Origin of the sequence: Plantactinospora solaniradicis, assembly GCF_042658085.1 — a bacterium.
Lineage (GTDB): Bacteria > Actinomycetota > Actinomycetes > Mycobacteriales > Micromonosporaceae > Plantactinospora > Plantactinospora solaniradicis.
On sequence record NZ_JBHSPR010000020.1, the window covers coordinates 210112 to 236145 of the forward strand.

Here is a 26034-nt window from a genome sequence, read left to right on the forward strand (position 1 = left end):
ACCTGACGATCATCGATGGCATGACTTCTCCGTACCCGCTCAGCCGCCGGCGCTTCGTCTCGGCGGCCGGCGCCGCGACCGCCGGCATCGTGGTCGGACCGATGCTGCTGACCCCCGACGGCGCCGCCGCGCACATCCCGTCCAGTGCCGGCGGACCCCTGCCCGGCAACCTTTTCACCCTCGGTGTCGCCTCGGGCGATCCACTGCCCGACGGCGTGGTGCTGTGGACCCGACTCGCCCCGCAGCCTTTGCTCGGCGGTGGCATGCCCGCCCGGCCGGTGCCGGTGCACTGGGAGGTCGCCGAGGACGAGCGGTTCCGGCGGGTCCGCCGCCGCGGCACCGCGCTCGCGCACCCCGACCTGGCCCACTCGGTGCACGTCGAGGTCTCCGGACTGCGCCCGGACAGCGAGTACCACTACCGGTTCCGGGTCGGCCAGGAGGTCTCCCCGGTCGGCCGGACCCGGACCGCCCCGGCCGAGCACGCCCGGCCCCGGCGGCTCCGGTTCGCGTTCGCGAGTTGCCAGGACTACCAGGCCGGCGCCTACACCGCGCACCAGCACCTGGCCGAAGAGGATCTCGCCTTCGTCGCCTTCCTCGGCGACTACATCTACGAGAACCGGCCGAATCCGGCGGCGTACCGGGTGCACCAGGGCACCGACGAGCCGTACTCGCTGACCGACTACCGGAACCAGCACGCCCAGTACAAGACCGATCCCGACCTGCAACGCGCACACGGTGCCTTCCCGTGGATCGTCACTTTCGACGACCACGAGCTGGACAACAACTGGGCCGACGAGATCCCGCAGGACCCGGACCTGCAGACCCCGGAGGCGTTCCGGGCCCGGCGCAAGGCCGCCTTCCAGGCGTACTACGAGCACATGCCGCTGCGCCGGTCGGCCCTTCCCCGTGGCCTGGACCTGCGGCTCTACCGGCGGCTGCGGTTCGGCAACCTGGCCAGCATGCACGTGCTGGACACCCGGCAGTACCGCAGCGACCAGCCGGCCACCCTGGCCGACGCCGCCAACCCCGAGCTGTCGATGACCGGGCCGGAGCAGGAGCGCTGGCTGGTGCACGGGCTGCGCTCGTCCGGCAGCCGGTGGAACCTGCTGGCCAACCAGGTGATGTGGGCCTCGAACGACCGGCAGGCCGGACCGGTCCAGACGTTCGACCTGGACAACTGGGACGGGTACCGGGCGCAGCGGCGTCGGCTGCTGGAGTTCTTCGGCTCCGGCCAGGTGGACAACCCGGTCGTGCTGACCGGAGACCGGCACTGCACCTGGGTCTGCGACCTGAAACCGGACTTCGACGACCCGGCCTCACCGGTGGTCGGCGCCGAGATCACCGGTACGTCGATCACCTCGGGCGGCAACGCGGACACCGCCGCCTTCCACCGCACGTACGACCCGATCATGGCGGAGAGCCCGCACTGGAAGTACATCGACAACCAGCGCGGGTACGTCGTCTGCGACGTGACCCAGGAACGGATGCTCAGCTCGCTCCGACTGGTCGACACGGTCTGGGCGCCGACGGCCACGGTACGGACCGCCGCCGAGTTCGTCGTGGTCGCCGGCGAGCCGGGCATCTCGGTGGTCAGCCAGGAGTGAGGAAGGGGCCCTTCTTATCGTTTTCTGCATAAGAAGGGCCCCTTCCCAACCACCTGACCCGGTTACATGTTGGCGACGTCGCCCTGCTTGGCCCGGACTGCCTCGGCGGCGGCGAGCAGGCTGGCCGTCTCGTCGGCGTCCAGCGGGGTCTCGACGATCCGCCGGACGCCCTCGCGGCCGATCTCGGCCTCCACGCCCAGGTAGACACCGGCGATCCCGTACTCGCCGTCGACCCAGGCGCAGACCGGCAGGACCTCTCCGGAGTCGGTGGCCACGGCCCGGGCCATCCGGGCGGCGGCGGCCGACGGGGCGTAGTAGGCGGAACCCGTCTTCAGCAGCGCGACGACCTCGGCCCCACCGTTGCGGGTCCGGACCACCAGTTCCTCGATCTTCTCGGCCGGCATCACGTCGCGCAGCGGCTTGCCGTCGACGGTGCTCCGGGACGGCACCGGCACCATGGTGTCGCCGTGCGAGCCGAGGGTGAGGGTCCGGACCGAGGCCACCGGCACCGAGAGCGCCTCGGCGACGAAGTTCGTGAACCGGGCGGTGTCGAGCATGCCGGCCTGGCCGAGCACCCGGTTCTTCGGGAACTGGGTGGCGAGTTGGGCGAGCGCGGTCATCTCGTCCAACGGGTTGGAGACGACGATGACCACGGCGTTCGGCGCGTACTTGGCGACGTTCTCGGCAACCTGGCGGACGATCCGGGCGTTGGTCTCCAGCAGGTCCATCCGGCTCATGCCCGGCTTGCGGGGCAGACCGGCGGTGATCACCACGACGTCGGAGCCTTCGAGCTGCTCGTAGCCCTCGCCGTTCTTACCCGTCGTCACGCCGACGACGGTGGTCTCGAAGCCCTCGACCGGGCGCGACTGGTTGAGGTCCAGCGCGATGCCCTCGGGCTTGCCCTCGATGATGTCGGTGATCACGACCGTGTCGAAGACGTCGTACTCCGCCAGGCGCTGCGCGGTCGTGGAGCCGTAGAAGCCGGCGCCGACGACGGTGACCTTTTTGCCCATGGTCGTCCCACTCTCTGATACCGGTCGGGTTATTTCCGGACGGTATCAGTCAAGGGTGTTCGGATCTGGCCAGGGGCGGATTTGCCCGCCGTCGCTCACACTCGGGGCGGGTCGCCCCGCCCGTCCTCCGGCAGTACGTCCGGGGCCGGTCGTCCGAATTTCCCCGTCGGTGCCCGTTCCGGACCTCCCGGGGCAGGTCTTCGGCGCCGTCGGAGATCCCCGACGGGCGGAGCCGTGGTCGGCTCAGCCCTGCTCGGCGCGCTCCCGCTCGAATTCGGCACGTTCCACGACGTTGGTCAGCAGCATCGCCCGGGTCATCGGGCCCACCCCGCCCGGCATCGGCACCAACGCCCCGGCCACCTCGGCGACCTCCGGGCCGACGTCCCCGGTGTAGCGGCCCTTGCCGTCCGCGCCGACCACGCGGGTGATCCCGACGTCGACCACGACCGCGCCCGGCTTGACCATGTCGGCGGTGAGCAGCCCCGGCACGCCGGCCGCCACGATCACGATGTCGGCCGCCCGGGTGTGTGCGGCCAGATCCAGGGTGCCGGTGTGGCAGAGCGTCACGGTGGCGTTCTCACTGCGCCGGGTCAGCAGCAGGCCGAGCGGACGACCGACCGTGTTGCCCCGGCCCACCACCGCCACCTCGGCGCCGCGCAACGCCACGTCGTGCCGGCGGAGCAGTTCCACAATGCCGCGCGGGGTGCAGGGCAGCGGACCGGGATAACCGAGTACGAGCCGACCCAGGTTGACCGGGTGCAGGCCGTCGGCGTCCTTGTCCGGGTCGATCATCTCCAGCACGCGCTGGGTGTCCAGGTGGGCGGGCAGCGGCAACTGCACGATGTACCCGTGACAGGACGGGTCGGCGTTGAGCTCGGCGACCACCGCGTCGACCTGCTCCTGGGTCGCCTCGGCGGGCAGTTCCCGGCGGATGGAGGCGATCCCTACCTCGGCGCAGTCCCGGTGCTTGCCGTTGACGTACGCCTGGGAGCCGGGATCCTCACCGACCAGTACGGTGCCCAGCCCCGGCACGACGCCGCGCTCCGCCAGCGCCTTGACCCGGCTGCGCAGTTCGTCCTTGATGTGTGCCGCAGTGGCTTTGCCGTCGAGGAGGGTGGCCGTCACAGCCAGATCGTCTCACGGGGCGACCCCGGTCGGTCGGGCACCCGCCTGGTCGGGCGCCCGGGTCAGCCACTCGGCCAGCTACCGGTCAGCCGCCCGACCGGCACCGGATGTTAACTATACGTAACCGTGTTTTTAGTCACCCTGAGTGAGAACTTGTGGCGTTGTCCACAATATGGACCGGCCGCGAGGGCGCAATCAGGATCATCCGCCCACCCACCAATCAGTGGATGTCGGGCCCGAAGTAGTCCTGCTTCATGGTAATAGGCGCCAGATGACCAAATCAGCACATGACCTGAGGGCCGCCCCCTTTAGCAGCTCAGTGCCGACCTGTGCAAGTGCTGGGGGCCACCTGCGTTATTGACTTGTAATCATCCAGTTTGGCCCGGGGTCCTGCTACGACCTACCTTTGCCCAGCGTTGCTCAGCGTCACCCAGCCATGGGAGCGACTGCTCAGCGTAAGGAGACGAGGAGGCTCAATGCAGGTTCGTAGGCTCGCTGCCTGGACCGCCCTCCCCCTTGCCGCGACCCTCGGCCTCGCGGCCTGTGGCGGCGGCGGAGACTCGGGGGATAGCGATCCGAATGCCACGGTTTCGATCCAGATCGCGGAACCGCAGCACCTGATCCCGACCAACACGAACGAGTCAAGCGGCAACCAGGTGCTTGCGGCCCTGTTCACCCCGCTGATCAAGTACGACGCACAGAACAAGCCGTACGAGGTCGGGGCGGAGTCCGTGACGTCCACCGACAACGTGGTCTGGACGATCAAGCTGAAGGACGGTTACACCTTCCACAACGGCGAGAAGGTGACCTCGGACAGCTACATCAACGCCTGGAACTACGGCGCCTACGCGCCGAACGGCCAGAACAACAGCTACTTCTTCGAGAAGGTCGCCGGCTACGACGACCTGCAGGCGGCTGACCCGGACGGCACCGGACCGAAGAAGGCGTCGGAGCCCAAGGCCAAGACCCTGACCGGGCTCAAGAAGATCGACGACCTGACCTTCACCGTGACGCTGTCGAAGCCGTACAGCGAGTTCAAGACGATCCTGGGCTACAACGCCTTCCTCCCGCTGCCGCAGGCCGCCTTCGCGAGCCCCGGCGTGATCAAGGACGGCTTCGAGGACGCCCCGATCGGCAACGGACCCTTCAAGATGAAGGGCACCTGGCAGCACGACGCCAAGGTCGAGGTCGAGCGGTACGACGCGTACGCGGGCGACAAGCCGAAGGTCGCTGGCGCCGAGTTCCGGATCTACCAGCAGCTCACCGCGGCCTACGCGGACGTGCTGTCGGACAACCTCGACGTGGACGTGACCGTCCCGACCGAGAACCTGAGCACCGCGGCGACGGACCTGGGTGACCGGTTCCAGCAGAGCCCGGCCTCGGCGTTCCAGTTCGTGGCGTTCCCCACGTTCCAGGACGAGTTCAGCAAGCCCGAGGTCCGCAAGGCGATCTCCATGGCGATCGACCGGGACGAGATCACCAAGTCGATCTTCAAGGACTCGCAGATCTCCGCCCGCTCGTTCGTCTCGCCGGTGGTCGCCGGTTACCGGGACGACACCTGCGGCGAGGCGTGCGAGTTCGACCCGGCCAAGGCCAAGGCGGCGTACGAGGCTGCCGGCGGCCCGAAGCAGATCAAGATCACGTACAACGGCGACGGTGGCCACAAGGACTGGGTCGACGCGACCTGCAACCAGCTCAAGACCAACCTGGGCGTGGAGTGCGTCGGTGCCGCCGAGCCGAAGTTCGCTGACCTGCTGACCAAGGTCAAGGCCAAGCAGCCGGTCGGTCTGATCCGGATGGGTTGGCTCATGGACTACCCGTCCATGGAGAACTACCTCGGCCCGCTGTACACCACCAACGGGTCGTCGAACTACTACGGGTACAGCAACCCGGACTTCGACCGGCTGGTGCAGGAAGGCACGGTCGCCCCGTCCCCGGAAGAGGCGATCAAGAAGTACCAGCAGGCCGAGGACATCCTGGCCAAGGACATGCCGGTGATCCCGCTGCGGTTCGGTCAGAACGTCTACGCGCACTCGACCAAGGTCAAGAACGTCGAGGTCGACCTGTTCCAGGTGGTCGACATGACGAAGATCGAGGTCGTCAGCTGAGCTGACGAAGGCCCGGTCCGGGCCACCCGGTGATCCTGGGTGGTCCGGACCGTTCCCAACTCCGCACAACCCACCCCCCACGGAGAGTAAGCAAGTATGTTCCGCTACATCGTGCGGCGCCTGCTTCAGATGGTCCTGGCCTTCTTCGGGACCACCCTGATCGTCTACGCGCTGATGTTCGCCGGACAGGGCGACCCCATCCAGGCACTCGCGGGTGAGCGCCCGGTCAGCGAGGCGCAGCGGGCATACCTGACCGAGAAGTTCCATCTCGACCACACCGGGATCGGCGGCTTCTTCTACCGCTACTTCGACTACATCGGCAACCTGCTCCGTGGCGACCTCGGCGACTCGCTCACCGGCCGGAAGATCAGCGACATGCTGGCGCAGGCCTGGCCGGTCACCATGAAACTCGCGGTCATCGGTCTCCTGGTGGCGATCGTGGTCGGCGTGACCTCCGGGGTCATCGCCGGGTTGCGCCGTGGCGGCATCTTCGACAACGCCACCCTCGCGCTGACCCTGCTGGTCCTGGGCGTGCCGACCATCGTGCTCGCCCCGCTCGCCCAGTACTTCCTCGGCGTCAAGCTGCCGCTCTTCCCGCCGACCGCCGGTGCCGACCCCAGCCTGTACGCGCTGCTGCTACCCGGCATCGTGCTCGGCTCGCTGTCGCTGGCCACGGCGCTCCGGCTGACCCGGACCTCGGTCGCCGAGAACCTCCGCTCCGACTACGTCCGGACCGCCAAGGCCAAGGGCCTGCCGACCCGGCGCATCGTCAGCGTGCACGTGCTGCGGAACTCGCTGATCCCGGTGATCACGTTCCTCGGCGTCGAACTCGGCAACCTGATGAGCGGCGCGATCATCACCGAGGGCGTCTTCAACATCCCGGGCGTCGGATTCAACCTCTTCCGCGGCATCAAGACCGAGGACGGCCCGCTGGTGGTCGGCCTGGTCAGCGTCCTGGTCGTGGTCTTCCTGGTGTCGAACCTCGTGGTCGACATCCTCTACGCCGTTCTCGACCCCCGGATTCGCTATGAGTGAGGCACAGGCAGGCATGAGCGAGGTACTGACCATGCGTAAGCGCAGCGAGGTGGCGGCATGAGCGAGATGCAGACCGTTGCGGCGGCGGAGCTGAGCGGTGGCGCGGGCGACCCGAGCAACCGGCCGCGCAGCCTGGCCGGCGATGCCTGGCGCGACCTTCGCCGTAACCCCATCTTCTGGATCTCACTGGTCCTGGTCCTGGCCGTGACCGCCATGGCGGCGTTCCCCGGCCTGTTCACCTCGAACAACCCGCAGGACTGCACGCTCGGCCGGCAGCACGCCGGGCCCGGCGGCGGCGCCCCGTTCGGGTACGACTTCCAGGGCTGCGACATCTACGCCCGGTCGGTCTTCGGCGCCCGCGCCTCGCTGCTGGTCGGCGCGTTCTCCGCGCTGCTGACCGGCGTGATCGCGGTGGTGGTCGGGATGCTCGCCGGCTACTTCGGCCGGTGGATCGACTCGGTGCTGTCCCGACTGATCGACGTGGTCCTCGGCATCCCGCTGCTGTTGGCCGCGATCGTGATGCTGAAGCGAATCAGCAGCGACAGCCCGAACGTCCGGATCATGGCCGTGATCTTCGTACTGGCGATCCTCGGTTGGACCACCGCTGCCCGGGTCATCCGGTCCTCGGTGATCAGCGCCAAGCAGCAGGACTACGTGGCGGCGGCCCGGATGCTGGGCGCCGGCAACGGCCGGACCATGTGGCGGCACATCCTGCCCAACTCGCTGGCACCGGTCATCGTGGTGCTGACCATCGCGCTCGGGTCGTTCATCGCCGCCGAGGCGACGCTGTCCTTCCTCGGCATCGGTCTGAAGGCACCGACGATCTCGTGGGGCATCGACATCGACGCCGGTCGGACCCACATGCGGGAGTCGGCGCTGCCCCTGGTGGTGCCCTCGGCCTTCCTCGCGCTGACCGTACTGGCGTTCATCATGCTCGGCGACGCGATCCGCGACGCCTTCGACCCGAAGCTGCGGTGATCACATGAACGAGCGAAGCGGACCGAACGGACTGACCAGCCCGCAGGGTGTCGCGGTTGACGGCGGGCACCTGCTGGAGGTGCGGGACCTGTTCGTCGAGTTCCACACCCGGGACGGTGCGGCCAAGGTGATCAACGGCGTCTCGTACCACCTGGACGCCGGTGAGACGCTGGCCGTACTGGGTGAGTCGGGTTCCGGCAAGTCGGTCACCGCCCAGGCCATCATGGGCATCCTCGACATGCCGCCGGCGGTCATCCCGTCCGGTCAGATCCTCTACCGGGGTACCGACCTGCTCACCCTCTCCGAGGACGAGCGCCGGAAGGTGCGCGGCAAGCAGATCTCGATGATCTTCCAGGACGCGCTCTCGGCGCTGAACCCCGTCTTCCCGGTCGGCTGGCAGATCGGCGAGATGCTGCGACTGCGCGAGGGGATGTCCCGGGCCGACGCCAAGCGCCGGGCGATCGAACTGATGGAACTGGTCAAGATCCCCGCCGCGAGGCAGCGGATCAGCGACTACCCGCACCAGTTCTCCGGTGGAATGCGGCAGCGTGTCATGATCGCCATGTCGCTCGCCCTGGATCCGGCGGTACTGATCGCCGACGAGCCCACCACCGCGCTGGACGTGACGGTGCAGGCGCAGATCATGGACCTGCTCGGGGAACTGCGCCGGGACCTCAACATGGCGATGATCCTGATCACCCACGACCTCGGCGTCGTCGCCGACGTCGCGGACCGGATCGCCGTCATGTACGCGGGCCGGATCATCGAGCACGCCGACGTGCACTCGCTGTACGAGGCGCCCGCGCACCCGTACACCAAGGGTCTGCTGGAGTCGATTCCGCGGCTGGACCACAAGGGCCAGCGGCTCACCACGATCCGTGGCCTGCCGCCGAACCTGATGCGTATCCCCAGCGGATGCCCGTTCCACCCGCGCTGCCCGTACGCCCGACAGGAGTGTGTCGACGTCGTGCCGACCGTCCGCTCCCTCGGCAACGACCGGACCAGCGCCTGCCACTTCGCTCAGGAGGTGCTCGATGGCCGCATCTGATCCGACGAACCCGAAGGCCACCACCGGTGGCGCCACCACCAACGGCACGGGACCGGCCCACACCGCCGGAACCAAGCCGCGCGGTGAGACGGTGCTGCGGGTCGAGAACGTCGTCAAGCACTTCCCGATCACCCAGGGCGTCGTCTTCAAACGGCAGATCGGCGCCGTGAAGGCGGTCGACGGGGTCAGCTTCGAACTGAACCGGGGCGAGACACTCGGGATCGTCGGCGAGTCCGGCTGCGGCAAGTCGACGCTCGCCAAGCTGCTCATGCGGCTGGAGACGCCGACCGCCGGGCGGGCGATGCTCGAAGGCCGGGACATGTTCAAGCTCTCCGGCGGGGAGCTGCGCCGGATGCGCCGCAACGTGCAGATGGTCATGCAGGATCCGTACACCTCGCTGAACCCCCGGATGACGGTCGGCGACATCATCGGTGAGCCGTTCGACATCCACCCCGAGGTCGCTCCCCGGGGCGAGCGCCGGCAGCGGGTGCAGGAACTGCTGGAACTCGTGGGGCTGAACCCGGAGCACATCAACCGGTACCCGCACCAGTTCTCGGGCGGTCAGCGGCAGCGGATCGGAATCGCCCGGGCGCTGGCGCTCAAGCCGGAGATCATCGTCTGTGACGAGCCGGTGTCGGCGCTGGACGTGTCGATCCAGGCGCAGGTGATCAACCTGCTGGAGAGCCTCCAGGACGAGTTGGGGCTGTCGTACATCTTCATCGCGCACGACCTGTCGGTGGTCCGGCACATCGCCGACCGGGTCGCGGTGATGTACCTGGGCAAGATCGTGGAGATCGGCACCGAGGACGAGATCTACGAGCGGCCGACGCATCCGTACACCCAGGCGCTGCTCTCGGCAGTGCCCGTGCCGGACCCGAAGGCCCGGGCCCAGCGTGAGATCATCCGGCTGGACGGCGACGTCCCGTCGCCGGCCAACCCGCCGTCGGGTTGCCGGTTCCGCACCCGGTGCTGGAAGGCGCAGGACATCTGCGCCACCACCGAGCCGCAGCTGGTGCTCCGCGCCGTCGAGCCGCACCCGTCGGCCTGCCACTTCGCCGAACTCAAGCAGCACGTCGTCGCCTGAGCCGTCGATCGGCGAACCGAGTCGCCCCAGCGGCGACAGAGCAGAGAGCCCGGGAACCAGGGGGTGGTTCCCGGGCTCTCGTCTACATGCCCCGAAGACTGCTCGCGATATTCGCCCTGCTGACCGTGGCGGTTCCGGTGGCGGGATGTGGCGCGGACAACCCGACCGCCGCCGATCCGTCGGCGGCGGGCTCGGCGCCGTCCAGCGCGGAGCCGACGACCGGCACCGGACCGGCTAGGCCGGGCGGCCCGGCCGCGACCTGCCCGCCCACCACCTCTGCCACCCCGCTGTCCGAACTCCAGGGCGTCGCGGACGCCGGCAACTCGCTCTGGGCACTGCTGTTCCCACGCGGCCGCGCGGGACTGAACTCCGGCGAGGAAGAGAAGATCGTCTGGCGGATGACCGGGTCGGGTGCCCTCCGCATCCAGGCCACCGGCCCGGACGGGGCGACCATCGAACCCGCCACGGACCCCATCCCGCACCAGAGCAGCTCCTGGAGCAGGCCCGGCGACGAGTGGGGCACCACCTGGAACTTCCCCACCGCAGGCTGCTGGACCGTGCAGGCCAGCCGGGCCGGCGGAGCGACCGGCACCCTCGCCCTGCCGGTCGGCTGACCGGCGCCGCGGGCGCGACGCCGGTCACGATTCTCGGCGACCGGGCACGTGGTGAACCGGTCGCCGAGAATCACGAATCCACCACACCGGGCGGCGGCGGCCGTCAGTGGAAGAAGTGGCGGGTGCCGGTGAAGTACATGGTGATGCCGGCCTCCCGCGCCGCCGCGACGATCTCGTCGTCCCGGACGGACCCGCCGGGCTGTACGACGGCCCGGACCCCGGCGTCGGTCAGCACCTTCAGCCCGTCCGGGAACGGGAAGAACGCGTCGGAGGCGGCAACCGAGCCCCGGGCCCGGTCGGCACCCGCCCGGGACACGGCGAGGTGCGCCGAGTCGACCCGGTTGACCTGCCCCATCCCGACCCCGACGGTCGCCCCGTCGGCGGCGAGCAGGATCGCGTTGCTCTTGACCGCCCGGACGGCCCGCCAGGCGAAGGCCAGGTCGCGGCGTACCGCCTCGTCCGCCGGCTCCCCGGCGGCCAGGGTCCAGGTGGCCGGGTCGTCGCCGGGGGCGTCGACGCGGTCGGCCATCTGCACCAGTACGCCCCCGCTGACCTGGCGCCACTCGGCCGGCAACGGCGACCAGGCGGGAGCCCGCAGCAGTCGGATGTTCTTCTTGCCGGTCAGTACGTCGACCGCGCCGGGCTCGAAGTCCGGTGCCACGACCACCTCGGTGAAGATCTCCGCCACCTGCCGGGCCAGCTCGACCGAGACCGGCCGGTTGACCGCGATCACGCCGCCGTACGCGGAGACGGGGTCGCAGGCGTGCGCCTTGCGGTGCGCCTCGGCCACGTCCGCACCGACCGCGATGCCGCACGGGTTGGCGTGCTTGATGATCGCCACCGCCGGTACGTCGGCGAAGTCGTTCGCGGCCCGCCACGCCGCATCCGCGTCGACGTAGTTGTTGTACGACATCTCCTTGCCGTGCAACTGCTCGGCCTGGGCGAGTCCGGCCGGCGCTGACGGGTCGGTGTAGAGCGCCGCCTGCTGGTGGGGGTTCTCGCCGTACCGCAGGCCGGTCGTCGCGTGCAGGGACAGCCCGGCGTACGCCGGCCACTGGAGGTCCTCCGGGCCCGAGCGCACCGCGAACCAGTTGGCCACGGCCACGTCGTACTCGGCGATGTCGGCGAAGGCCCGCGCCGCGAGCGCCCGCCGCTGCCCCTGGTTGAACCCGCCGTCGGCCAGGGCCGCCAGCACCGACGGGTACGCCGACACCGACGTCACCACCGCCACCGAGGCGTGGTTCTTAGCCGCCGCCCGGACCATCGCCGGCCCACCGATGTCGATCTGCTCGATGCACTGGTCGTCGTCCGCGCCGGACGCCACCGTCTCGGTGAACGGGTACAGATTCGACACCAGCAGGTCGAACGGCGCGATGCCGAGTTCGTCGAGCTGGGCGGCGTGACTGTCGAGCCGCAGGTCGGCCAGCAGCCCGGCGTGCACCTTGGGATGCAGCGTCTTGACCCGGCCGTCCAGCGTCTCCGGGAACCCGGTCAGCGCCTCGACCGGGGTGACCGGCACTCCGGCCCCCTCGATGGTCCCCGCCGTGCTGCCGGTGGACACGATCTCCACCCCGGCGGCGTGCAGGGCCTGGGCGAGTTCGACCAGCCCGGTCTTGTCGTAGACGCTGACCAGCGCGCGCCGGATCGGCCGCCGGCCGTCCGCCGTGGAACTCCTGTCGCTCACTCCGATCGTGACCTTCCTTCCGGTGATCGTCCAGCCCTCCCGGAGCAGTCGGCCGACCTGGGTGACGAGCTGTCGTCGCTCGGCCACCTTGATCCGCTCGGTGAGGGTTTCCTCGTCGTCGTCGCCGAGTACCGGCACCGCCACCTGGGCGATGATCGGCCCGGTGTCGACCCCGGCGTCGACGAAGAACAGGGTGGCCCCGGCGAGCTTGACTCCGTAGCCGAGGGCGTCGCGTGGGCCGTGCATGCCGGGAAAGGCCGGCAGCAGCGAGTTGTGGGTGTTGACGTACCGGTCGCCGAAGGCCGTCAGGAAGTGCGCGCCGACCAGCTTGAGGAACCCTGCGGAGACGACCAGGTCCGGCTGGTGTTCGTCGACGTGCGCGGTGAGGGCGCGGTCCCAGTCCTCCCGGCTCGGGTACGCCGCGACGGAGTCGACGAAGACGGGTACGCCGGCGGCGGTGGCCCGGTCGAGCCCCGCGATGCCGTCGCGGTCGGCGCCGACGGCAACCACCCGGGCGCCGTACGCGGGGTCGGCGCACGCGTCGAGCAGCGCCTGCAGGTTGCTCCCGGAGCCGGAGACGAGGACGACGATGCGGGCTGCCGACACGGGCTCAGTCACCCCCAAACCCTACCGGGCAGGTCAGGCCGGCTCTCCGGGGGCGCGGCCCGGCCTCACGGCACGGCGGCCCGGGCCTCGGCCCCGCGTTCGGCATGTCGGACTCGGGCGGCACCCCAAAGTGGTGTTGATTAGGTACGCTGCCGGACGCTCAGGGCGATGGCCACCCCTCGGACATCGACCCTCGGTAATCCTTTGTAAGCGCTGAGTGCAGTCTCAAGGAGTTCAACACCCATGCAACCCGGCTACCCCTCGCACCCGCCGCAACAGATCAATAACAACATGACGATGTCCATCGTCGCCATCTTCCTGTTCTGGCCGCTCGCCATCCCGGCGATCATGGCCGCCTCGAAGGTGAACCCGCTGCTGCAGCAGGGCAACTATCCCGCAGCGCAGGCCGCCGCGGCCGAGTCCAAGAAGTGGTCGAAGCTCGCCCTGATCATCGGCATCTGCTTGTGGGCGGTCAGTCTCGTGTGCTGCGTCATCAGTGTCATCATCAACGTGAACGCCGCGAACGTCTGACCGGCACCGCCTGTTCAAAGGAGTCTTGTCATGCAGCCCGGCTACCCAGGCCAGGACCCGTACGGGCAGCAACCGTCGGATCCGAACGCACCACAGCACCAGGATCCGTACGGGCAACCACCACAGCCCGGATCGGGACAGCCCTATGGGCAGCCGACCTCAGGACAGCCGTACGGCCAGCCGACCTCGGGACAACCCGCGTACGGGCAGCCGACGTCGGGGCAGCCGTACGGCCAGCCGACGTCGGGACAGCCGTACGGGCAACCGACGTCGGGGCAGCCGTACGGCCAGCCGGCCCCGGGACAGCCCGGGTACGGGCAGCCGCAGTACCAGGACGCGCAGCAGCCGTACCAGGATCCGTACGGCCAGCAGCCGATGCCGGGCCAGCCGTACGGTGCGGCGCCGGGATATCCGGGCGCGGGCTACGCGCCGGTGGGACAGGGACAGAACAACACCCTCGGCCTGATCTCGATGATCGTGGGCATCATCTCGATCCCCGCGGCCTGCTGCGCGATCCTGGGCATCGTGGCGGGCATCGCCGCCATCGTGCTCGGCATCATGGGCCGGGGCAAGGTCAGCAGGGGTGAGGCGAGCAACTCGGGTCAGGTGATGGCCGGTCTGATCTGCGGTGGCATCGGCCTGCTGCTCGCCGTGGCCAACGTGGTGCTCGCCGTCGTGCTGAACGTCAACAGCTTCAGTTACCCGTAACGAACCGCCGCGCGGCGACTTCGCCGGTCGGCACGAGAACAGTCCACCGTGGGGCGCTCCGAGCTTTCGGGGCGCCCCCGGGGCGTTCCGGCCCCCCGGGACGCGTCCGGCGTCAGCTCCGGGCGACGGCCCGGGTGGCAGCGGCGCCGATCAGGGTGCCGATCAGCACGACGACGGTCGCGCCCGCCGCTACCTGTAGGTAGGCCGGGCCGACCTCGGCGAGCCGACCTCCGCCGAGGGGTCCGCCCGACATGAAGGCGGCGCCGCCGAGCACCGCCCCGGCGACCGGTCCGCCGAGCGCCGCCGAGCAGAGCAGCGTGCCCCAGCCGGGTGCCGGCAGGTTCCGGTCGGCGGCCACCCGCATCATCCGCCGGGCGAGCAGCCAGCCCGCGCCCATCCCGGCCAGCACCGGCACGGCCAGTACGGCTCCGCCGACACCACCGAGCGGCCCCTGTGGGAGCCCGGCCAGCAGCGGTACGGCCGGCAGCGCACCGATGGACACCTCCGAGGTACGGACCACCGTGTCCGTGCCGACCGCGAATCCCGGGCCGAGCAGGTAACTGGCGGCCCAGACGGCGGCGTTCGGCGCGTAGCCGAGGCTGACGACGGTGATGCCGGCCTGACCCACGACCCCGGTGTGGTAGGCGCCGATCATGTCGCCGGCCTCGCCGCCCCCGGTGGCCACCGCGAGCCCGGCGGCTCCGGCACCCGCGCCGAGCAGCAGGAAGGCGGCGACCACCCCGGTACGCAGCCCGTGCCGGAGGGCCATCGGAGTACGCCGGGCCAGCACACCCAGGGCACCGGTGGTACGCAACGCGCCGACCAGGGCGGCGAGGGTGCCGAAGGCGGTCAGCGTGCCGATGGCCCGGGGCGCCGAGACGGTGGGCCCGCCGGCACCGAGCAGGAGCGCGGCGAGCCCGCCGAGTGCGCCGTACCCGATCCCGATCGTGCCCGCGACACCGATCGCCCGGCCCATCGTCGGGTGTTCCCGGGCCCGGACCGCACGGCTGACGTGCACGCCGGCCCTGGCCAGTCGCCACGCGGCCAGCATGGCGAGGGCGAGCGGGGCCAGGCCGAGCGGCCCGGCCTCGGTGTGCAGCGGTACGCCGTGCCCGAGCAGCCATCCGGCGAGGCCCAGCCGGGCGGCGCCGACGATCGAGCCGCTCTCCTCGGCGAACTGGGCCACCCCGAGCACGACGGCCACCGGCAGGTACGAGACCACGGCCGCCCAGCAGCTCGCCACCGCGGCGGCGACCAGGAGGGGTGCCCGCCCGGTGCGCCGGCCAGCCGATCTCTGCTTCGGCGCCGGCCGAGGCGGCCTCCGGTCCCGCTCGACGGGCCTGGTACGCGGGGACTCCGGCCGGTCACGCCCGTCCGGCTCCGGACCTTCGACCGGCTCGGTGAGACCGGTCTGCGGAGCGTCGGAACGGCGGGGCCGATCAGGGACGGTGGGTGGCATCAGGGCCTACTCTGGCACGGCGGCGGGTCGGCCGGTTCACGACACCACCGTACGGAGGCCCCGGGCCGGGCGGTACCCGCTGATCCGGCGTACCGACGGCCGCCGGGGCGGTCGGCGTGGGCCGACCACCCCGGGGATGGCTATCGGATCAGTTGCCGGACATGATCTGTCGCATCAGCCGGGCGGTCTCGCTCGGCGTCTTGCCGACCTTCACGCCGACGGCCTCCAGCGCGGCCTGCTTTGCCTCGGCGGTGCCGGCGGAACCGGAGATGATCGCGCCGGCGTGTCCCATCGTCTTGCCGGGGGGCGCGGTGAATCCGGCGATGTACCCGACGACCGGCTTGGTCACGTTGCCCTTGATGAACTCGGCCGCCCGCTCCTCGGCGTCGCCGCCGATCTCGCCGATCATCACGATCGCGTCGGTCTCGGGGTCGGCCTGGAACGCCGCGAGCGCGTCGATGTGGGTGGTGCCGATGATCGGGTCACCGCCGATGCCGACGCAGGTGGAGAAGCCGATGTCCCGCAGCTCGTACATCATCTGGTAGGTCAGGGTGCCGCTCTTGCTGACCAGGCCGATCCGGCCGGAACCGGTGATGTCGGCCGGAATGATGCCCGCGTTCGAGGCACCCGGCGACGCGATGCCGGGGCAGTTCGGCCCGATGATCCGGGTCCGCTCACCCTGGGCCAGGTTGTACGCCCAGAAGGCGGCGGTGTCGTGCACCGGCACACCCTCGGTGATCACCACGGCCAGCGGGATGCCGGCGTCGATCGCCTCGACCACCGCTCCCCTGGTGAACTGCGGCGGTACGAAGATGACGGTGACGTCCGCGCCGGTGCTCGCCATCGCGTCCGAGACGCTGGCGAAGACGGGCAGCTCGACACCGTCGAAGGAGACCTTCTGACCGGCCTTGCGGGGGTTCACCCCACCCACCACGTTGGTGCCGGCGGCCAGCATCCGCTTGGTGTGCTTGGAACCCTCGGAGCCGGTCATCCCCTGGACGATGACCTTTGATTCCTTGGTCAGCCAGATTGCCATCTCAGACCCCCGCAGCCGCGAGCTCGGCGGCCCGCTGGGCCGCGCCATCCATAGTGTCCACCCGCTCGACGAGCGGGTTGGCGGCGCCGTCGAGAATGGCGCGTCCCGCCTCGGCGTTGTTGCCGTCGAGTCGCACCACGAGCGGCTTCTCGACCTTCTCGCCCCGCTCCTCGAGCAGCGCCAGCGCCTGGATGATGCCGTTGGCGACCTCGTCGCAGGCGGTGATGCCGCCGAAGACGTTGACGAACACGCTGCGTACGGAGGGGTCGGACAGGACGATCTCCAGCCCGTTGGCCATCACCGCGGCGCTGGCGCCGCCTCCGATGTCGAGGAAGTTCGCCGGCTTGACGCCGCCCCGCGACTCGCCCGCGTAGGCGACCACGTCGAGGGTGGACATGACCAGGCCGGCGCCGTTGCCGATGATGCCGACCTCGCCGTCCAGCTTGACGTAGTTGAGGTCCTTCTCCTTGGCCCGCTGCTCCAGCGGATCCACCGAGGCCTGGTCCACCAGCGCCTCGTGGTCAGGGTGCCGGAAACCGGCGTTCTCGTCGAGCGTGACCTTCGCGTCGAGCAGGAGCACCTCACCGGACGCCGTCCTGGCCAGCGGGTTGACCTCGACCAGGGTCGCGTCCTCGGCCACGAAGGCCTGCCACAGCCGTACCGCGATCGGCACCACCTGGTCGGCGACGTCGACGGGGAATCCGGCGGCCTCGACGATCTCCCGGGCCTTCGTCTCGTCGACTCCGGTGTTCGCGTCGATGGCCACCTTGGCGACCCGCTCCGGCGTCTCGGCCGCGACCTGCTCGATGTCCATGCCACCGGCGACGCTGGCGATGCAGAGGAAGGTGCGGTTCGCCCGGTCGAGCAGGTAGGAGAAGTAGTACTCCTCGGCGATGTCCGCGGTCACGGTGATCATGACCTTGTTCACGGTGTGGCCCTTGATGTCCATCCCGAGGATGTCGGTGGAGCGGGCCACCGCCTCGTCGGGGCCCTCGGCGAGCTTGACACCGCCGGCCTTGCCCCGGCCGCCGACCTTCACCTGAGCCTTGACGACCACTCGGCCGCCGAGGCGCTCGGCGATCGTACGGGCCTCCTCAGGGGTCGTCGCGACACCGCCGGCGAGCACGGGCAACCCGTGCCGCTCGAACAGCTCACGCCCCTGGTATTCGTACAGGTCCACGATTGCGCGTCCCGTCCCGTCTCCGCGGCGCGCCGTCGCACCGCCGCCAGCGTGTTAATGGGTTGACGCCCGCCATAAGGAACAACAGGCCATCGGCCGCAGCCTAGCGAGGTGACCACGGGGGGCATCCACGTGGGTGCTCGGTGTGCGGTAACGCACACCGGGCGAAGCAGCGGATCACGCAAAAGTCAGCGCGTAAGCCAGACGTCGTGGGCGCCGACGGAACGGCCTGGCCGCACCGTCGGACAAAAGATTTGCCCGGCGGCGTAACCCGGCGTAAAGGACGTCGTTGAGCCTGGTGTCGGAGCGCTGGGGGAGCGCGGCGACGGAGGCGGCCGATGCCCTGTCGGTCGAGGGGTGGCGGCGGGGCATCGCGCATAGAGAGGCCGGACGTGTGAGGGGTGCGTCCGGCCTCTCCCCCATTCCACGTACCGCAGACCGCCCGCGGTCGGAAGCGGAACAGGCGCGCCAGGTGGAACGGGCGCGCAGGTGGAGCGGGGGGACGGGCGGAGTGGTAGGGCCTGCGGTTCAGCCGCCGACCGGCTGACCCACGTTCTTCCGGACCCAGTCCACGATCGAACCGGTGGTGGCCCCGGGCGTGAAGATCTTGGCTACCCCCAGTCGCTCCAGTTCCGGAATGTCCGCGTCGGGGATGATGCCGCCGCCGAAGACGACCACGTCCCCGGCGTCGCGCTCGGCGAGCAACTCCAGTACCCGCCGGAACAGCGTCATGTGCGCGCCGGAGAGCACCGACAGGCCGATCGCGTCGGCATCCTCCTGGATCGAGGTCTCGACGATCTGCTCGGGCGTCTGGTGCAGCCCGGTGTAGATGACTTCCATGCCCGCGTCCCGGAGGGCCCGCGCGACCACCTTGGCACCCCGGTCATGGCCGTCCAGACCGGGTTTGGCGACGACGACCCGGATCCGAGAACTCATCAGCACAACACCTCTCCAGGACACCGCCGGAATTACCTTAACGAACGGTAACCCGGTTGCCGGCCACCCGGAAATCCCCCTCACCGCCACCGCCCGTCGGACTCGGCGAGTCAGCCGGGAAACGCCGCGCCGTCCCCTAAGGGTCCCCGCCGGCAGATTCCCCGACCTCACCACCTCGATCACGGTCCGCTGCACAGAGGGTAACCGAACGCTACTAACGAGGTCGGCCGCAAAAGGTTACGAGATATGGCATTCCATGACGGACACCCGCACAGCTCGTCGGCAATCTGGCGCTGCGACTTGTGGCGGGCCTAGGGGTTGGTTACCGTGGCCCACGGTTGTCATCAGGTCCACGGTCCGGTGACAACGCGGTCAGCCGGAGTTCACCTTGATCATCCGAACACCGGCGACGGTCGCAACACTGACCCGACAACGGAGGGTGTGCGTGCGCCAGCGCCTGTCGTCTGAGCCCGATCGCTATCGAGGGCGACGTCGCGTCCCCACACCCCCGCGCAGCCGTTACGCCGCAGTCGTCACCACCGCGTTCGTCGGAGCGGGCGTCGTCGCACTCGGCGCGGGCGCCCTGCCGGACGCCAAGGCGGTCAGCCCGTCCGCGCTGGCGGATCTGGAGAACGCCGCCGCCACCAGCCAGGACCGGAGCGACCGGGCAACCGACGCCCAGCGCTCCTCCCGGGACGACGAACGCGGCGGCCTGGCGTCCACGCTGGCCGCCGCCCCCGACGTCTGGCGGCTCCCACTGGACGACTACAGCTTCACCTCGCCGTACGGGATGCGGTGGAACAAGCTGCACGCCGGTGTCGACCTGGCGGCTCCCGAGGGCACGCCCTACAAGGCGGTCCACGCGGGCACGGTGATCAAGGCCGGTTGGTTCGGCGGGTACGGCTACTGCGTGATCGTCCAGCACCCCGACGGCACCGAGGCGATCTACGGGAACTCGTCGCGGGTGCTGGTCCAGGAGGGCCAGGAGGTCAAGGCCGGCGAGCAGCTGGGCCTGGTCGGCATGACCGGCCACTCCTACGGCGTACACCTGCATCTGGAACTGCATGTCAACGGCAAGCCGACGGACCCGATCCCCTATCTCCGGGAGCGGAAAGTGGACCTTCAGCTACAGGTCGACGATCCGTACAGCGACGTAGCCGCCTCCTGACTCCGCGTCACGCCGGTTCGCCGCCCAACCCTCACCGGTTGGGCGGTTTTCTTTTGGCCGCTCCTCTGTGAAGTTCCGTTCGCCACACCGACCGGTATGAGCGACGCCACAGCCAGCGGGTCGGGCGTAGCGGTCAACCAGCCCGATTTCCGGCATCGTGCCGGGGTTCCGGCCACTGCTTCCGTCCCTCACCGGGCACCCGACGGCACGGCCCGGCCAGGCCATCGACAAGCATTCTCGGGTCCACACCGCCACCCGAAGGGACCGACCCGTGCCGGAGACCGACCCGAGCAAGCCCGAGGCGATCGAGAGCCAGCACCTCGACGACGGCAGCCGGCGCGCCGGCAGCAGCCAGCCCGACGACAGCGGCCAGCCCGTTGACGGCAGCCGGCTCGCCGACGGCGGGCCCCGGCGCGGGTACGACGCCAGCTCCGCACAACCGGCCCGGCACCGGTCCCGGCGCAGGCTCGCCGGCCGGACTCCGTACCTCGCCGCCGGGCTGGTCGCGCTGCTCGGTCTCGGCGTGGCCGGCGGAGCCGTGGCGATGGCGGGCGGCGCCGACGATCGCGCCGACCGGGTAACGGTGGCGGCGGACGAATCGGCCCGTGCCTCCGCCGCACAGCGCGCGGACCGGTCGGAGCGGGATCCCGCCACCCCCACGCTCGCCCCGACGCCCGTCCCCAGCCCGACCGTCGCGCCCTCGACGAGCAGCCGGCCGCCGGCCGCCAAGGCCGCCCGGTCGGATGGCTCCGCGCCGGCCTCGAAGTCGACCGCGACCCGGCGTACCGCCGGATGGGTCGATCCGATGCCGGGAGCCGAGACGACCTCGTGCTTCGGCCCTCGCTGGGGGACGATGCACGCCGGCATCGACCTAGCGATGCCGGAGAACACCCCGATCCGCGCCGCCGGGGCCGGCACCGTCGTGACCGCCGGCTGGGCCTACACCGGGTACGGCATCTCGGTGGTCATCGACCACGGCAACGGCTACCTGACCCACTACGCCCACCAGAACCGGACCGTGGTGAGCGTCGGCGCCCACGTCGCCGCCGGGGACGTGATCGGGTACGAGGGTGCCACCGGTGATGCCACGGGTCCGCACCTGCACTTCGAGGTGCACAACGGGCTGTGGAACCAGGTCGACCCGGGACCCTGGATGCGGGAGCACGGGGTGGACCTCGGCTGCTGAGCGGCACCGCTGCCGTCCCGACGCCGGGACACGGTTCCGCCCCACCGGTCGACCTGGACTCAACGGGCCAGTGAGATGGCGTTCTTGGCCCGCTCGATCGACTCCTCCGCGGCGGGTCCGCCCGGGTTCTCCGTGGCGAGTGCCTGGTTGAGCTGGACGAACGGGCGCATGCGCTGCTCGTAGCGCAGCAGCGCCGCCCGGTGGTCGCCGGCCGCCGCGCCGAGCTCGTCGGCCAGGATGTAGCCGCCGACCAGGGCGAGGCTGGTGCCCTGGCCGGACAGCGGCGAGGCGCAGTAACCGGCGTCGCCGAGCAGCGCCACCCGCCCCGTCGACCAGGTCTCCATCCGGACCTGCGCCATCGCGTCGAAGTAGAAGTCGGGCGCCTGCCACATCGCCTTCAACAGCCTCGGGATCTCCCAGCGCAGTCCGGAGAGCCGGTCGGCGAGCAGTTGGCGCTGCTGGTCGGTGTCGCGGTAGTCGTAGTGGATCGGCTCGGACTCGAAACCGAGGTTGACCCGCAGTTCGGTGTTGTCCCGTACCGGGTAGATGCCGCAGCCGGCCGTGCCGTCCCGCATCCAGACCTGCCAGTCCGCCAGGTCCAGGAAGTTCTCCGCACGGAAGACCGCCAGGTAGGTGCCGAGGTGGTGCACGAACTCCGTCTCCGGGCCGAAGGCCAGCCGGCGCACCGTGGAGTGCAGGCCGTCGGCACCGATCACGAGATCGAAGGTACGCGGAGCGGCCCGCTCGAACTCGACCCGTACGCCGTGCTCGTCCTGGACCAGCCGGCTGATCGAGTCGTCGAAGACGTACTCGACGTCGGCCCGGGTCAGTTCGTGCAGTTGGTGGGTCAGGTCCTCGCGCAACACCTCGATGTCCGCGCTGTCGAGCCGACCACTGCTCAGAGCCATCTCGGTGGAGCGCATGATCTCGTTGCCGTCGCCGTCGAGCATCGACATGCCCCGCATCCGGGTCCGGACCTGGCGCAGCGCCTCCAGGATGCCCATCCGGTCGACCACGTCCAGCGCCACGCCGCGGATGTCGATGGCCTGCCCTCCGGTACGCGGTGCGGGAGCCCGTTCGACCACGGTGACGGCGAAGCCGTGGCGACGGAGCCAGTACGCCAGTGCGGGACCGGCGATGCTGGCTCCGGAGATGAGAACGCTGTCCATCAAAGCCTCCTGATACGTTGTATGTGCGTCCCAATGTACGGCGTACATTCAGCCTCCGCAACAGGCAATATCCCTGTTCCTGTACTAGGACAGTATCCATGTCAGGCGTTCGGTCCGGTAGCATCTGTACTAGGACAGAGAGGGAGGTGAGCGGTGGCCGCCACAACCGAGCCGCCCTACCTGCGCATCGTCAGGGACATCCGTCGACGCATCGCCGAGGGGGAACTCCGGCCCGGTGACCGGGTGCCGTCGACCCGGCAGATCGCCACCCAGTGGGGCGTCGCCCTCGCCACCGCCACCAGGGCGCTCACCACGCTGAGCCAGGACGGCGTCGTACGGGCCCAGCCCCGGGTCGGCACCGTGGTCGCCGCCCCGGACACGGAGCCGGAACCGAGCCGGAACCGGCGACGCGCCACCCCGAACCCCACTCAGTCGACCGAACCCGAACTGACCCGCGAACGCGTCGTCGGCGCCGCCATCGGAATCGCCGACGCCGAGGGGCTGGAGGCGCTCTCGATGCGCGGGGTCGCGGCCCGGCTCGGCGTGGCCACCATGTCGCCGTACCGCTACGTGCACAGCAAGGACGAGTTGACGCTGCTGATGGCCGACGCGGCGTACGGGGAGCGGGGCTATCCCGAGCCGGCGCCGGCCGGCTGGCGGGCCCGGCTGGAGCTGGGCGCGCGCACGTTGTGGGAACTGCACCAGCGCCATCCCTGGCTGGCCCAGCTCAGCCCGCTCACCAGGCCACTGCCGCTGCCCAACCTGATGGTGCACGGCGAATGGGTGCTCGCCGCCCTGGACGGCCTCGGTCTCGACCCGGCCACCATGCTCGACCTGAACATCCTGATCTACAGCTTCGTGCAGGGTCTCGCCACGAACCTCGAACGGGAGGCCCAGGCCAGGGCCGCCACCGGCATCTCCGAGGAGGAGTGGATCGACGGCCAGGCTCCGGCGATCGACGCACTGGCCAGCTCCGGTAACCACCCGACCTACGTCAAGGTGCTGGACAGCTTCGCCCGGACCGGGTACGACCTCGACCTCGACCGGCTCTTCGAGACCGGTCTGCGGGCCCTGCTCGACGGTTTCGCCGTACTGGTGCAGGAGCGGGCCGGGCAGCGCCCCGGGTCGGCCGGCTGAGCCGGGCCCGGCACCGGGGCGGTGCCGGGTGGGTCAGAGCTTGTCGATCGGCGCGTGCCGCAGGACGAGCCAGAGCGTCTGGTCGCCGAAGTCGATCTGCGCCCGAGCGCCCGGACCGTGCCCCTCGACCGCGAGCACCCGGCCGAGGCCGTACCGCTGGTGGTTGACCCGGTCCCCGACCACGACCTTCGGCGCCTGCGGCAACTCGCTCGCCGTGGTCAGCCGGCTGCCGTCCACACCGAGTCGCTGGGCGAGCTGCTGGGCCCTGGGCGTACCCCCGGCGAAGCCGCCGCCCCGGAACCCGCCGGACCGGTCCACGGACCCGGACCGGCCACCGACACCGCCGCCGGTGCCCGACCACGAGGTGTACGCGGCCCCGGTGCGCTCCCAGCGGACGAGGTCCTCCGGCAGCTCGTCGACGAACCGGGACGGCGGGTTGTAGGAGGGCTGGCCCCAGGCCGACCGGGTGACCGCGCGGGACAGGTAGAGCCGCTGCCGCGCCCGGGTGATCCCGACGTACGCCAGCCGGCGCTCCTCCTCCAGCTCGCGGGTGTCTCCGAGCGCACGCAGGTGCGGGAAGACGCCGTCCTCCAGGCCGGTCAGGAACACCACCGGGAACTCCAGGCCCTTGGCGGTGTGCAGCGTCATCAGGGTGACCACGCCCTGGTGGTCGGGGTCGTCCGAGGGAATCTGGTCGGCGTCGGCGACCAGCGCGACCTGCTCCAGGAAGCCGGCCAGGGTCGCACCGGCGTCCCCCTCCTCGGCCAGCGCCTCCACCCGCTCGGTGTACTCCCGGGCGACGCTGACGAGCTCCTGGAGGTTCTCGACCCGCCCCGCGTCCTGCGGGTCGAGGCTCTCCTCCAGCTCGCTGAGGTAGCCGGAGCGGGTCAGCACCGCCTCCAGCACCTCCTCCGGCAGCGCCGTGGCGGCCAGCTCGCGCACCTCGTCGAGCAGGGTGACGAACTCGGCGATCGCGTTCGCGGACCGGGTGGAGATGCCCGGCGCCGCAGACGCCCGGCGCAGCGCCTGGCCGAACGAGATCCGGTCCCGGGTCGCGAGCGCCTCCACGCAGGCCTCGGCGCGGTCGCCGATGCCCCGCCGGGGGGTGTTGAGGATGCGCCGGATGCTCACCGTGTCGTCGTCGTTTACCACGGCCCGCAGGTAGGCCAGGGCGTCCCGGACCTCCTTGCGCTCGTAGAACCGCACCCCGCCGACGACCTTGTACGGCAGCCCGACCCGGATGAACACCTCTTCGAAGACCCGGGACTGGGCGTTGGTGCGGTAGAAGACGGCCACGTCACCCGGGCGGGCCTCGTCGGCGTCACAGAGCCGGTCGATCTCCCGGCCCACCCAGTCCGCCTCGGCGTGCTCGGTGTCGGCGACGTAGCCGACGATCTGCTCCCCCGCGCCCTCCTCGCTCCACAGCCGCTTCGGCTTGCGCGAGGTGTTGTTGTCGATCACCGCGTTGGCCGCGTTCAGGATCGTCTGGGTCGACCGGTAGTTCTGCTCCAGCAGGATGGTCCGGGCGTCGGTGAAGTCCCGCTCGAACTCCAGGATGTTCCGGATCGTGGCGCCCCGGAACGCGTAGATCGACTGGTCGGCGTCGCCGACCACGCACAGCTCGGCCGGTTCGATCCCGGCCGTGCCGCCGACCAGCTCCTTCACCAGCGTGTACTGCGCATGGTTGGTGTCCTGGTACTCGTCGACGAGGACGTGCCGGAAGCGCCTGCGATAGCTCTCCGCGACGTGCGGGTGCGACTGGAGGAGATGCACCGTCGCCATGATCAGGTCGTCGAAGTCCAGCGCGTGCGCCTCGACGAGCCGCTGCTGGTAACGGGTGTACGCCTCGGCGAGCGCCCGCTCGTTCGGCCCGCTCGCCCGGGCGGCGAACGTCTCCGGATCGACCAGCTCGTTCTTCAGGTTGGACACCTGGGCGGTCAGTCCCCGGGCCGGGTAGCGCTTCGGGTCCAGGTCGAGTTCGCGGGTGACGAGCTGCATCAGCCGGCGCGAGTCGTCGGCGTCGTAGATCGAGAAGGTCGACTTCAGCCCGGCGTGCTCGTGCTCGGCCCGGAGGATGCGTACGCAGGCCGAGTGGAAAGTCGAGACCCACATCAACCGGGCCCTGGGCCCGACCAGCGCGGAGACCCGGTCCTTCATCTCCCCGGCCGCCTTGTTGGTGAAGGTGATCGCGATGATCTCCCCGGGATGCACGTCCCGGGCGGCGAGCAGGTATGCGATCCGGTGGGTGAGCACCCGGGTCTTGCCCGAGCCGGCACCGGCCACGATGAGCAGCGGTGAGCCCGAATGGGTCACCGCGTCCCGCTGGGGCCCGTTCAGCCCGTCCAGCAGTGCCTGTGGGTCGAGGCCCGACGGGCGGCGCCGGGGCGGATCCTGGGTCGGCGGGACGTGGGGCGGCGGGGGTTCGAAGAGAGCATGCATCGCCTGGCGAGTCTATGCCGCCGGGCGGACAACCCACGCCTCCGCTCGCCGCATCCGACGGCCCCGGAATCGGTCGGGTTCCTGGGCAATGTCGCCCCAGGATCGCCAAGGCGCTTGCCAAGGGCACCGCTGGCTGGGCATACTCAGGCCGTGATCCATCAGGCGCTGCCTTACTTTTACTACGGC

Annotated in this window: 21 protein-coding genes; 12 read left to right on the forward strand and 9 right to left on the reverse strand. The window is 70.3% G+C overall.

Annotated features, from left to right (window positions below):
• Nucleotides 1–20: 20 nt before the first annotated feature.
• The gene (locus ACFP2T_RS25305) at nt 21–1604 is read left to right on the forward strand and encodes an alkaline phosphatase D family protein (RefSeq protein WP_377425528.1); all 1584 of its coding nucleotides are present in this window, start codon (nt 21–23) and stop codon (nt 1602–1604) included.
• Nucleotides 1605–1666: 62 nt separating this feature from the next.
• Here the strand turns inward: ACFP2T_RS25305 and mdh are convergent, their stop codons facing one another.
• Nucleotides 1667–2617 carry a malate dehydrogenase gene (gene mdh / locus ACFP2T_RS25310; protein ID WP_377425529.1) on the reverse strand — a complete coding sequence of 317 codons (951 nt, stop codon included), beginning with the start codon at nt 2615–2617 and terminating at the stop codon, nt 1667–1669.
• 243 nt (nt 2618–2860) lie between these two features.
• A complete protein-coding gene (locus tag ACFP2T_RS25315) occupies nt 2861–3742 on the reverse strand; it encodes a bifunctional methylenetetrahydrofolate dehydrogenase/methenyltetrahydrofolate cyclohydrolase (RefSeq protein ID WP_377425531.1) in 882 nt (293 codons plus the stop codon).
• A gap of 476 nt (nt 3743–4218) precedes the next feature.
• Between ACFP2T_RS25315 and ACFP2T_RS25320 the strand changes: the two genes are divergently transcribed.
• From ACFP2T_RS25320 to ACFP2T_RS25345, 6 genes are all read left to right on the forward strand, one after another.
• A complete protein-coding gene (locus ACFP2T_RS25320) occupies nt 4219–5850 on the forward strand; it encodes a peptide ABC transporter substrate-binding protein (protein ID WP_377425533.1) in 1632 nt (543 codons plus the stop codon).
• A 96-nt stretch (nt 5851–5946) separates the two neighbouring features.
• The gene (locus ACFP2T_RS25325) at nt 5947–6885 is read left to right on the forward strand and encodes an ABC transporter permease (RefSeq protein WP_377425536.1); all 939 of its coding nucleotides are present in this window, start codon (nt 5947–5949) and stop codon (nt 6883–6885) included.
• 57 nt (nt 6886–6942) lie between these two features.
• Nucleotides 6943–7863, forward strand: coding sequence for an ABC transporter permease (locus tag ACFP2T_RS25330; protein ID WP_377425539.1), 921 nt, complete (start codon nt 6943–6945; stop codon nt 7861–7863).
• Nucleotides 7864–7867: 4 nt separating this feature from the next.
• Nucleotides 7868–8911, forward strand: coding sequence for an ABC transporter ATP-binding protein (locus ACFP2T_RS25335; RefSeq protein WP_377425542.1), 1044 nt, complete (start codon nt 7868–7870; stop codon nt 8909–8911).
• Entirely contained in the window at nt 8898–9995 is a 1098-nt protein-coding gene (locus ACFP2T_RS25340; RefSeq protein ID WP_377425544.1) for an ABC transporter ATP-binding protein, read from the forward strand. Before ACFP2T_RS25335 ends, ACFP2T_RS25340 begins: the two co-directional genes overlap by 14 nt.
• Before the next feature lie 86 nt (nt 9996–10081).
• The gene (locus tag ACFP2T_RS25345; RefSeq protein ID WP_377425547.1) at nt 10082–10609 is read left to right on the forward strand and encodes a hypothetical protein; all 528 of its coding nucleotides are present in this window, start codon (nt 10082–10084) and stop codon (nt 10607–10609) included.
• A gap of 103 nt (nt 10610–10712) precedes the next feature.
• On the opposite strand, the gene purH is transcribed toward ACFP2T_RS25345, so the two are convergent.
• Complete coding sequence (purH, locus tag ACFP2T_RS25350; protein ID WP_377425549.1) at nt 10713–12911, reverse strand: bifunctional phosphoribosylaminoimidazolecarboxamide formyltransferase/IMP cyclohydrolase; 2199 nt, start codon at nt 12909–12911, stop codon at nt 10713–10715.
• Between the two features lie 231 nt (nt 12912–13142).
• Between purH and ACFP2T_RS25355 the strand changes: the two genes are divergently transcribed.
• Both ACFP2T_RS25355 and ACFP2T_RS25360 read left to right on the forward strand, forming a co-directional pair.
• Nucleotides 13143–13430 (forward strand): CD225/dispanin family protein, encoded by a 288-nt coding sequence (locus ACFP2T_RS25355; protein ID WP_377425551.1) that lies wholly within the window; start codon nt 13143–13145, stop codon nt 13428–13430.
• A gap of 30 nt (nt 13431–13460) precedes the next feature.
• Complete coding sequence (locus tag ACFP2T_RS25360) at nt 13461–14138, forward strand: DUF4190 domain-containing protein (protein WP_377425553.1); 678 nt, start codon at nt 13461–13463, stop codon at nt 14136–14138.
• Nucleotides 14139–14250: 112 nt separating this feature from the next.
• Here ACFP2T_RS25360 and ACFP2T_RS25365 read toward each other — a convergent pair whose 3' ends face one another.
• From ACFP2T_RS25365 to ACFP2T_RS25380, 4 genes are all read right to left on the reverse strand, one after another.
• Nucleotides 14251–15597, reverse strand: a complete 1347-nt coding sequence (locus tag ACFP2T_RS25365) for a cell division protein PerM (protein WP_377425555.1) — start codon at nt 15595–15597, stop codon at nt 14251–14253.
• Between the two features lie 148 nt (nt 15598–15745).
• The gene (gene sucD / locus ACFP2T_RS25370) at nt 15746–16633 is read right to left on the reverse strand and encodes a succinate--CoA ligase subunit alpha (protein WP_377425557.1); all 888 of its coding nucleotides are present in this window, start codon (nt 16631–16633) and stop codon (nt 15746–15748) included.
• A 1-nt stretch (nt 16634) separates the two neighbouring features.
• A complete protein-coding gene (gene sucC, locus ACFP2T_RS25375; protein WP_377425560.1) occupies nt 16635–17813 on the reverse strand; it encodes an ADP-forming succinate--CoA ligase subunit beta in 1179 nt (392 codons plus the stop codon).
• Between the two features lie 528 nt (nt 17814–18341).
• Nucleotides 18342–18749, reverse strand: a complete 408-nt coding sequence (locus tag ACFP2T_RS25380; RefSeq protein ID WP_377425563.1) for a cobalamin B12-binding domain-containing protein — start codon at nt 18747–18749, stop codon at nt 18342–18344.
• A gap of 445 nt (nt 18750–19194) precedes the next feature.
• On the opposite strand from ACFP2T_RS25380, the gene ACFP2T_RS25385 reads away from it, so the two are divergent.
• Together ACFP2T_RS25385 and ACFP2T_RS25390 are read left to right on the forward strand one after the other, a co-directional pair.
• Complete coding sequence (locus ACFP2T_RS25385) at nt 19195–19917, forward strand: M23 family metallopeptidase (RefSeq protein ID WP_377425564.1); 723 nt, start codon at nt 19195–19197, stop codon at nt 19915–19917.
• A 271-nt stretch (nt 19918–20188) separates the two neighbouring features.
• Nucleotides 20189–21103 (forward strand): M23 family metallopeptidase, encoded by a 915-nt coding sequence (locus tag ACFP2T_RS25390; RefSeq protein WP_377425566.1) that lies wholly within the window; start codon nt 20189–20191, stop codon nt 21101–21103.
• Nucleotides 21104–21162: 59 nt separating this feature from the next.
• Here the strand turns inward: ACFP2T_RS25390 and ACFP2T_RS25395 are convergent, their stop codons facing one another.
• A complete protein-coding gene (locus ACFP2T_RS25395) occupies nt 21163–22272 on the reverse strand; it encodes an FAD-dependent monooxygenase (protein ID WP_377425569.1) in 1110 nt (369 codons plus the stop codon).
• A 153-nt stretch (nt 22273–22425) separates the two neighbouring features.
• On the opposite strand from ACFP2T_RS25395, the gene ACFP2T_RS25400 reads away from it, so the two are divergent.
• Nucleotides 22426–23409, forward strand: coding sequence for a GntR family transcriptional regulator (locus ACFP2T_RS25400; protein WP_377425572.1), 984 nt, complete (start codon nt 22426–22428; stop codon nt 23407–23409).
• 33 nt (nt 23410–23442) lie between these two features.
• Here the strand turns inward: ACFP2T_RS25400 and pcrA are convergent, their stop codons facing one another.
• Nucleotides 23443–25848, reverse strand: coding sequence for a DNA helicase PcrA (gene pcrA / locus ACFP2T_RS25405; protein WP_377425574.1), 2406 nt, complete (start codon nt 25846–25848; stop codon nt 23443–23445).
• Nucleotides 25849–26034 lie beyond the last annotated feature (186 nt).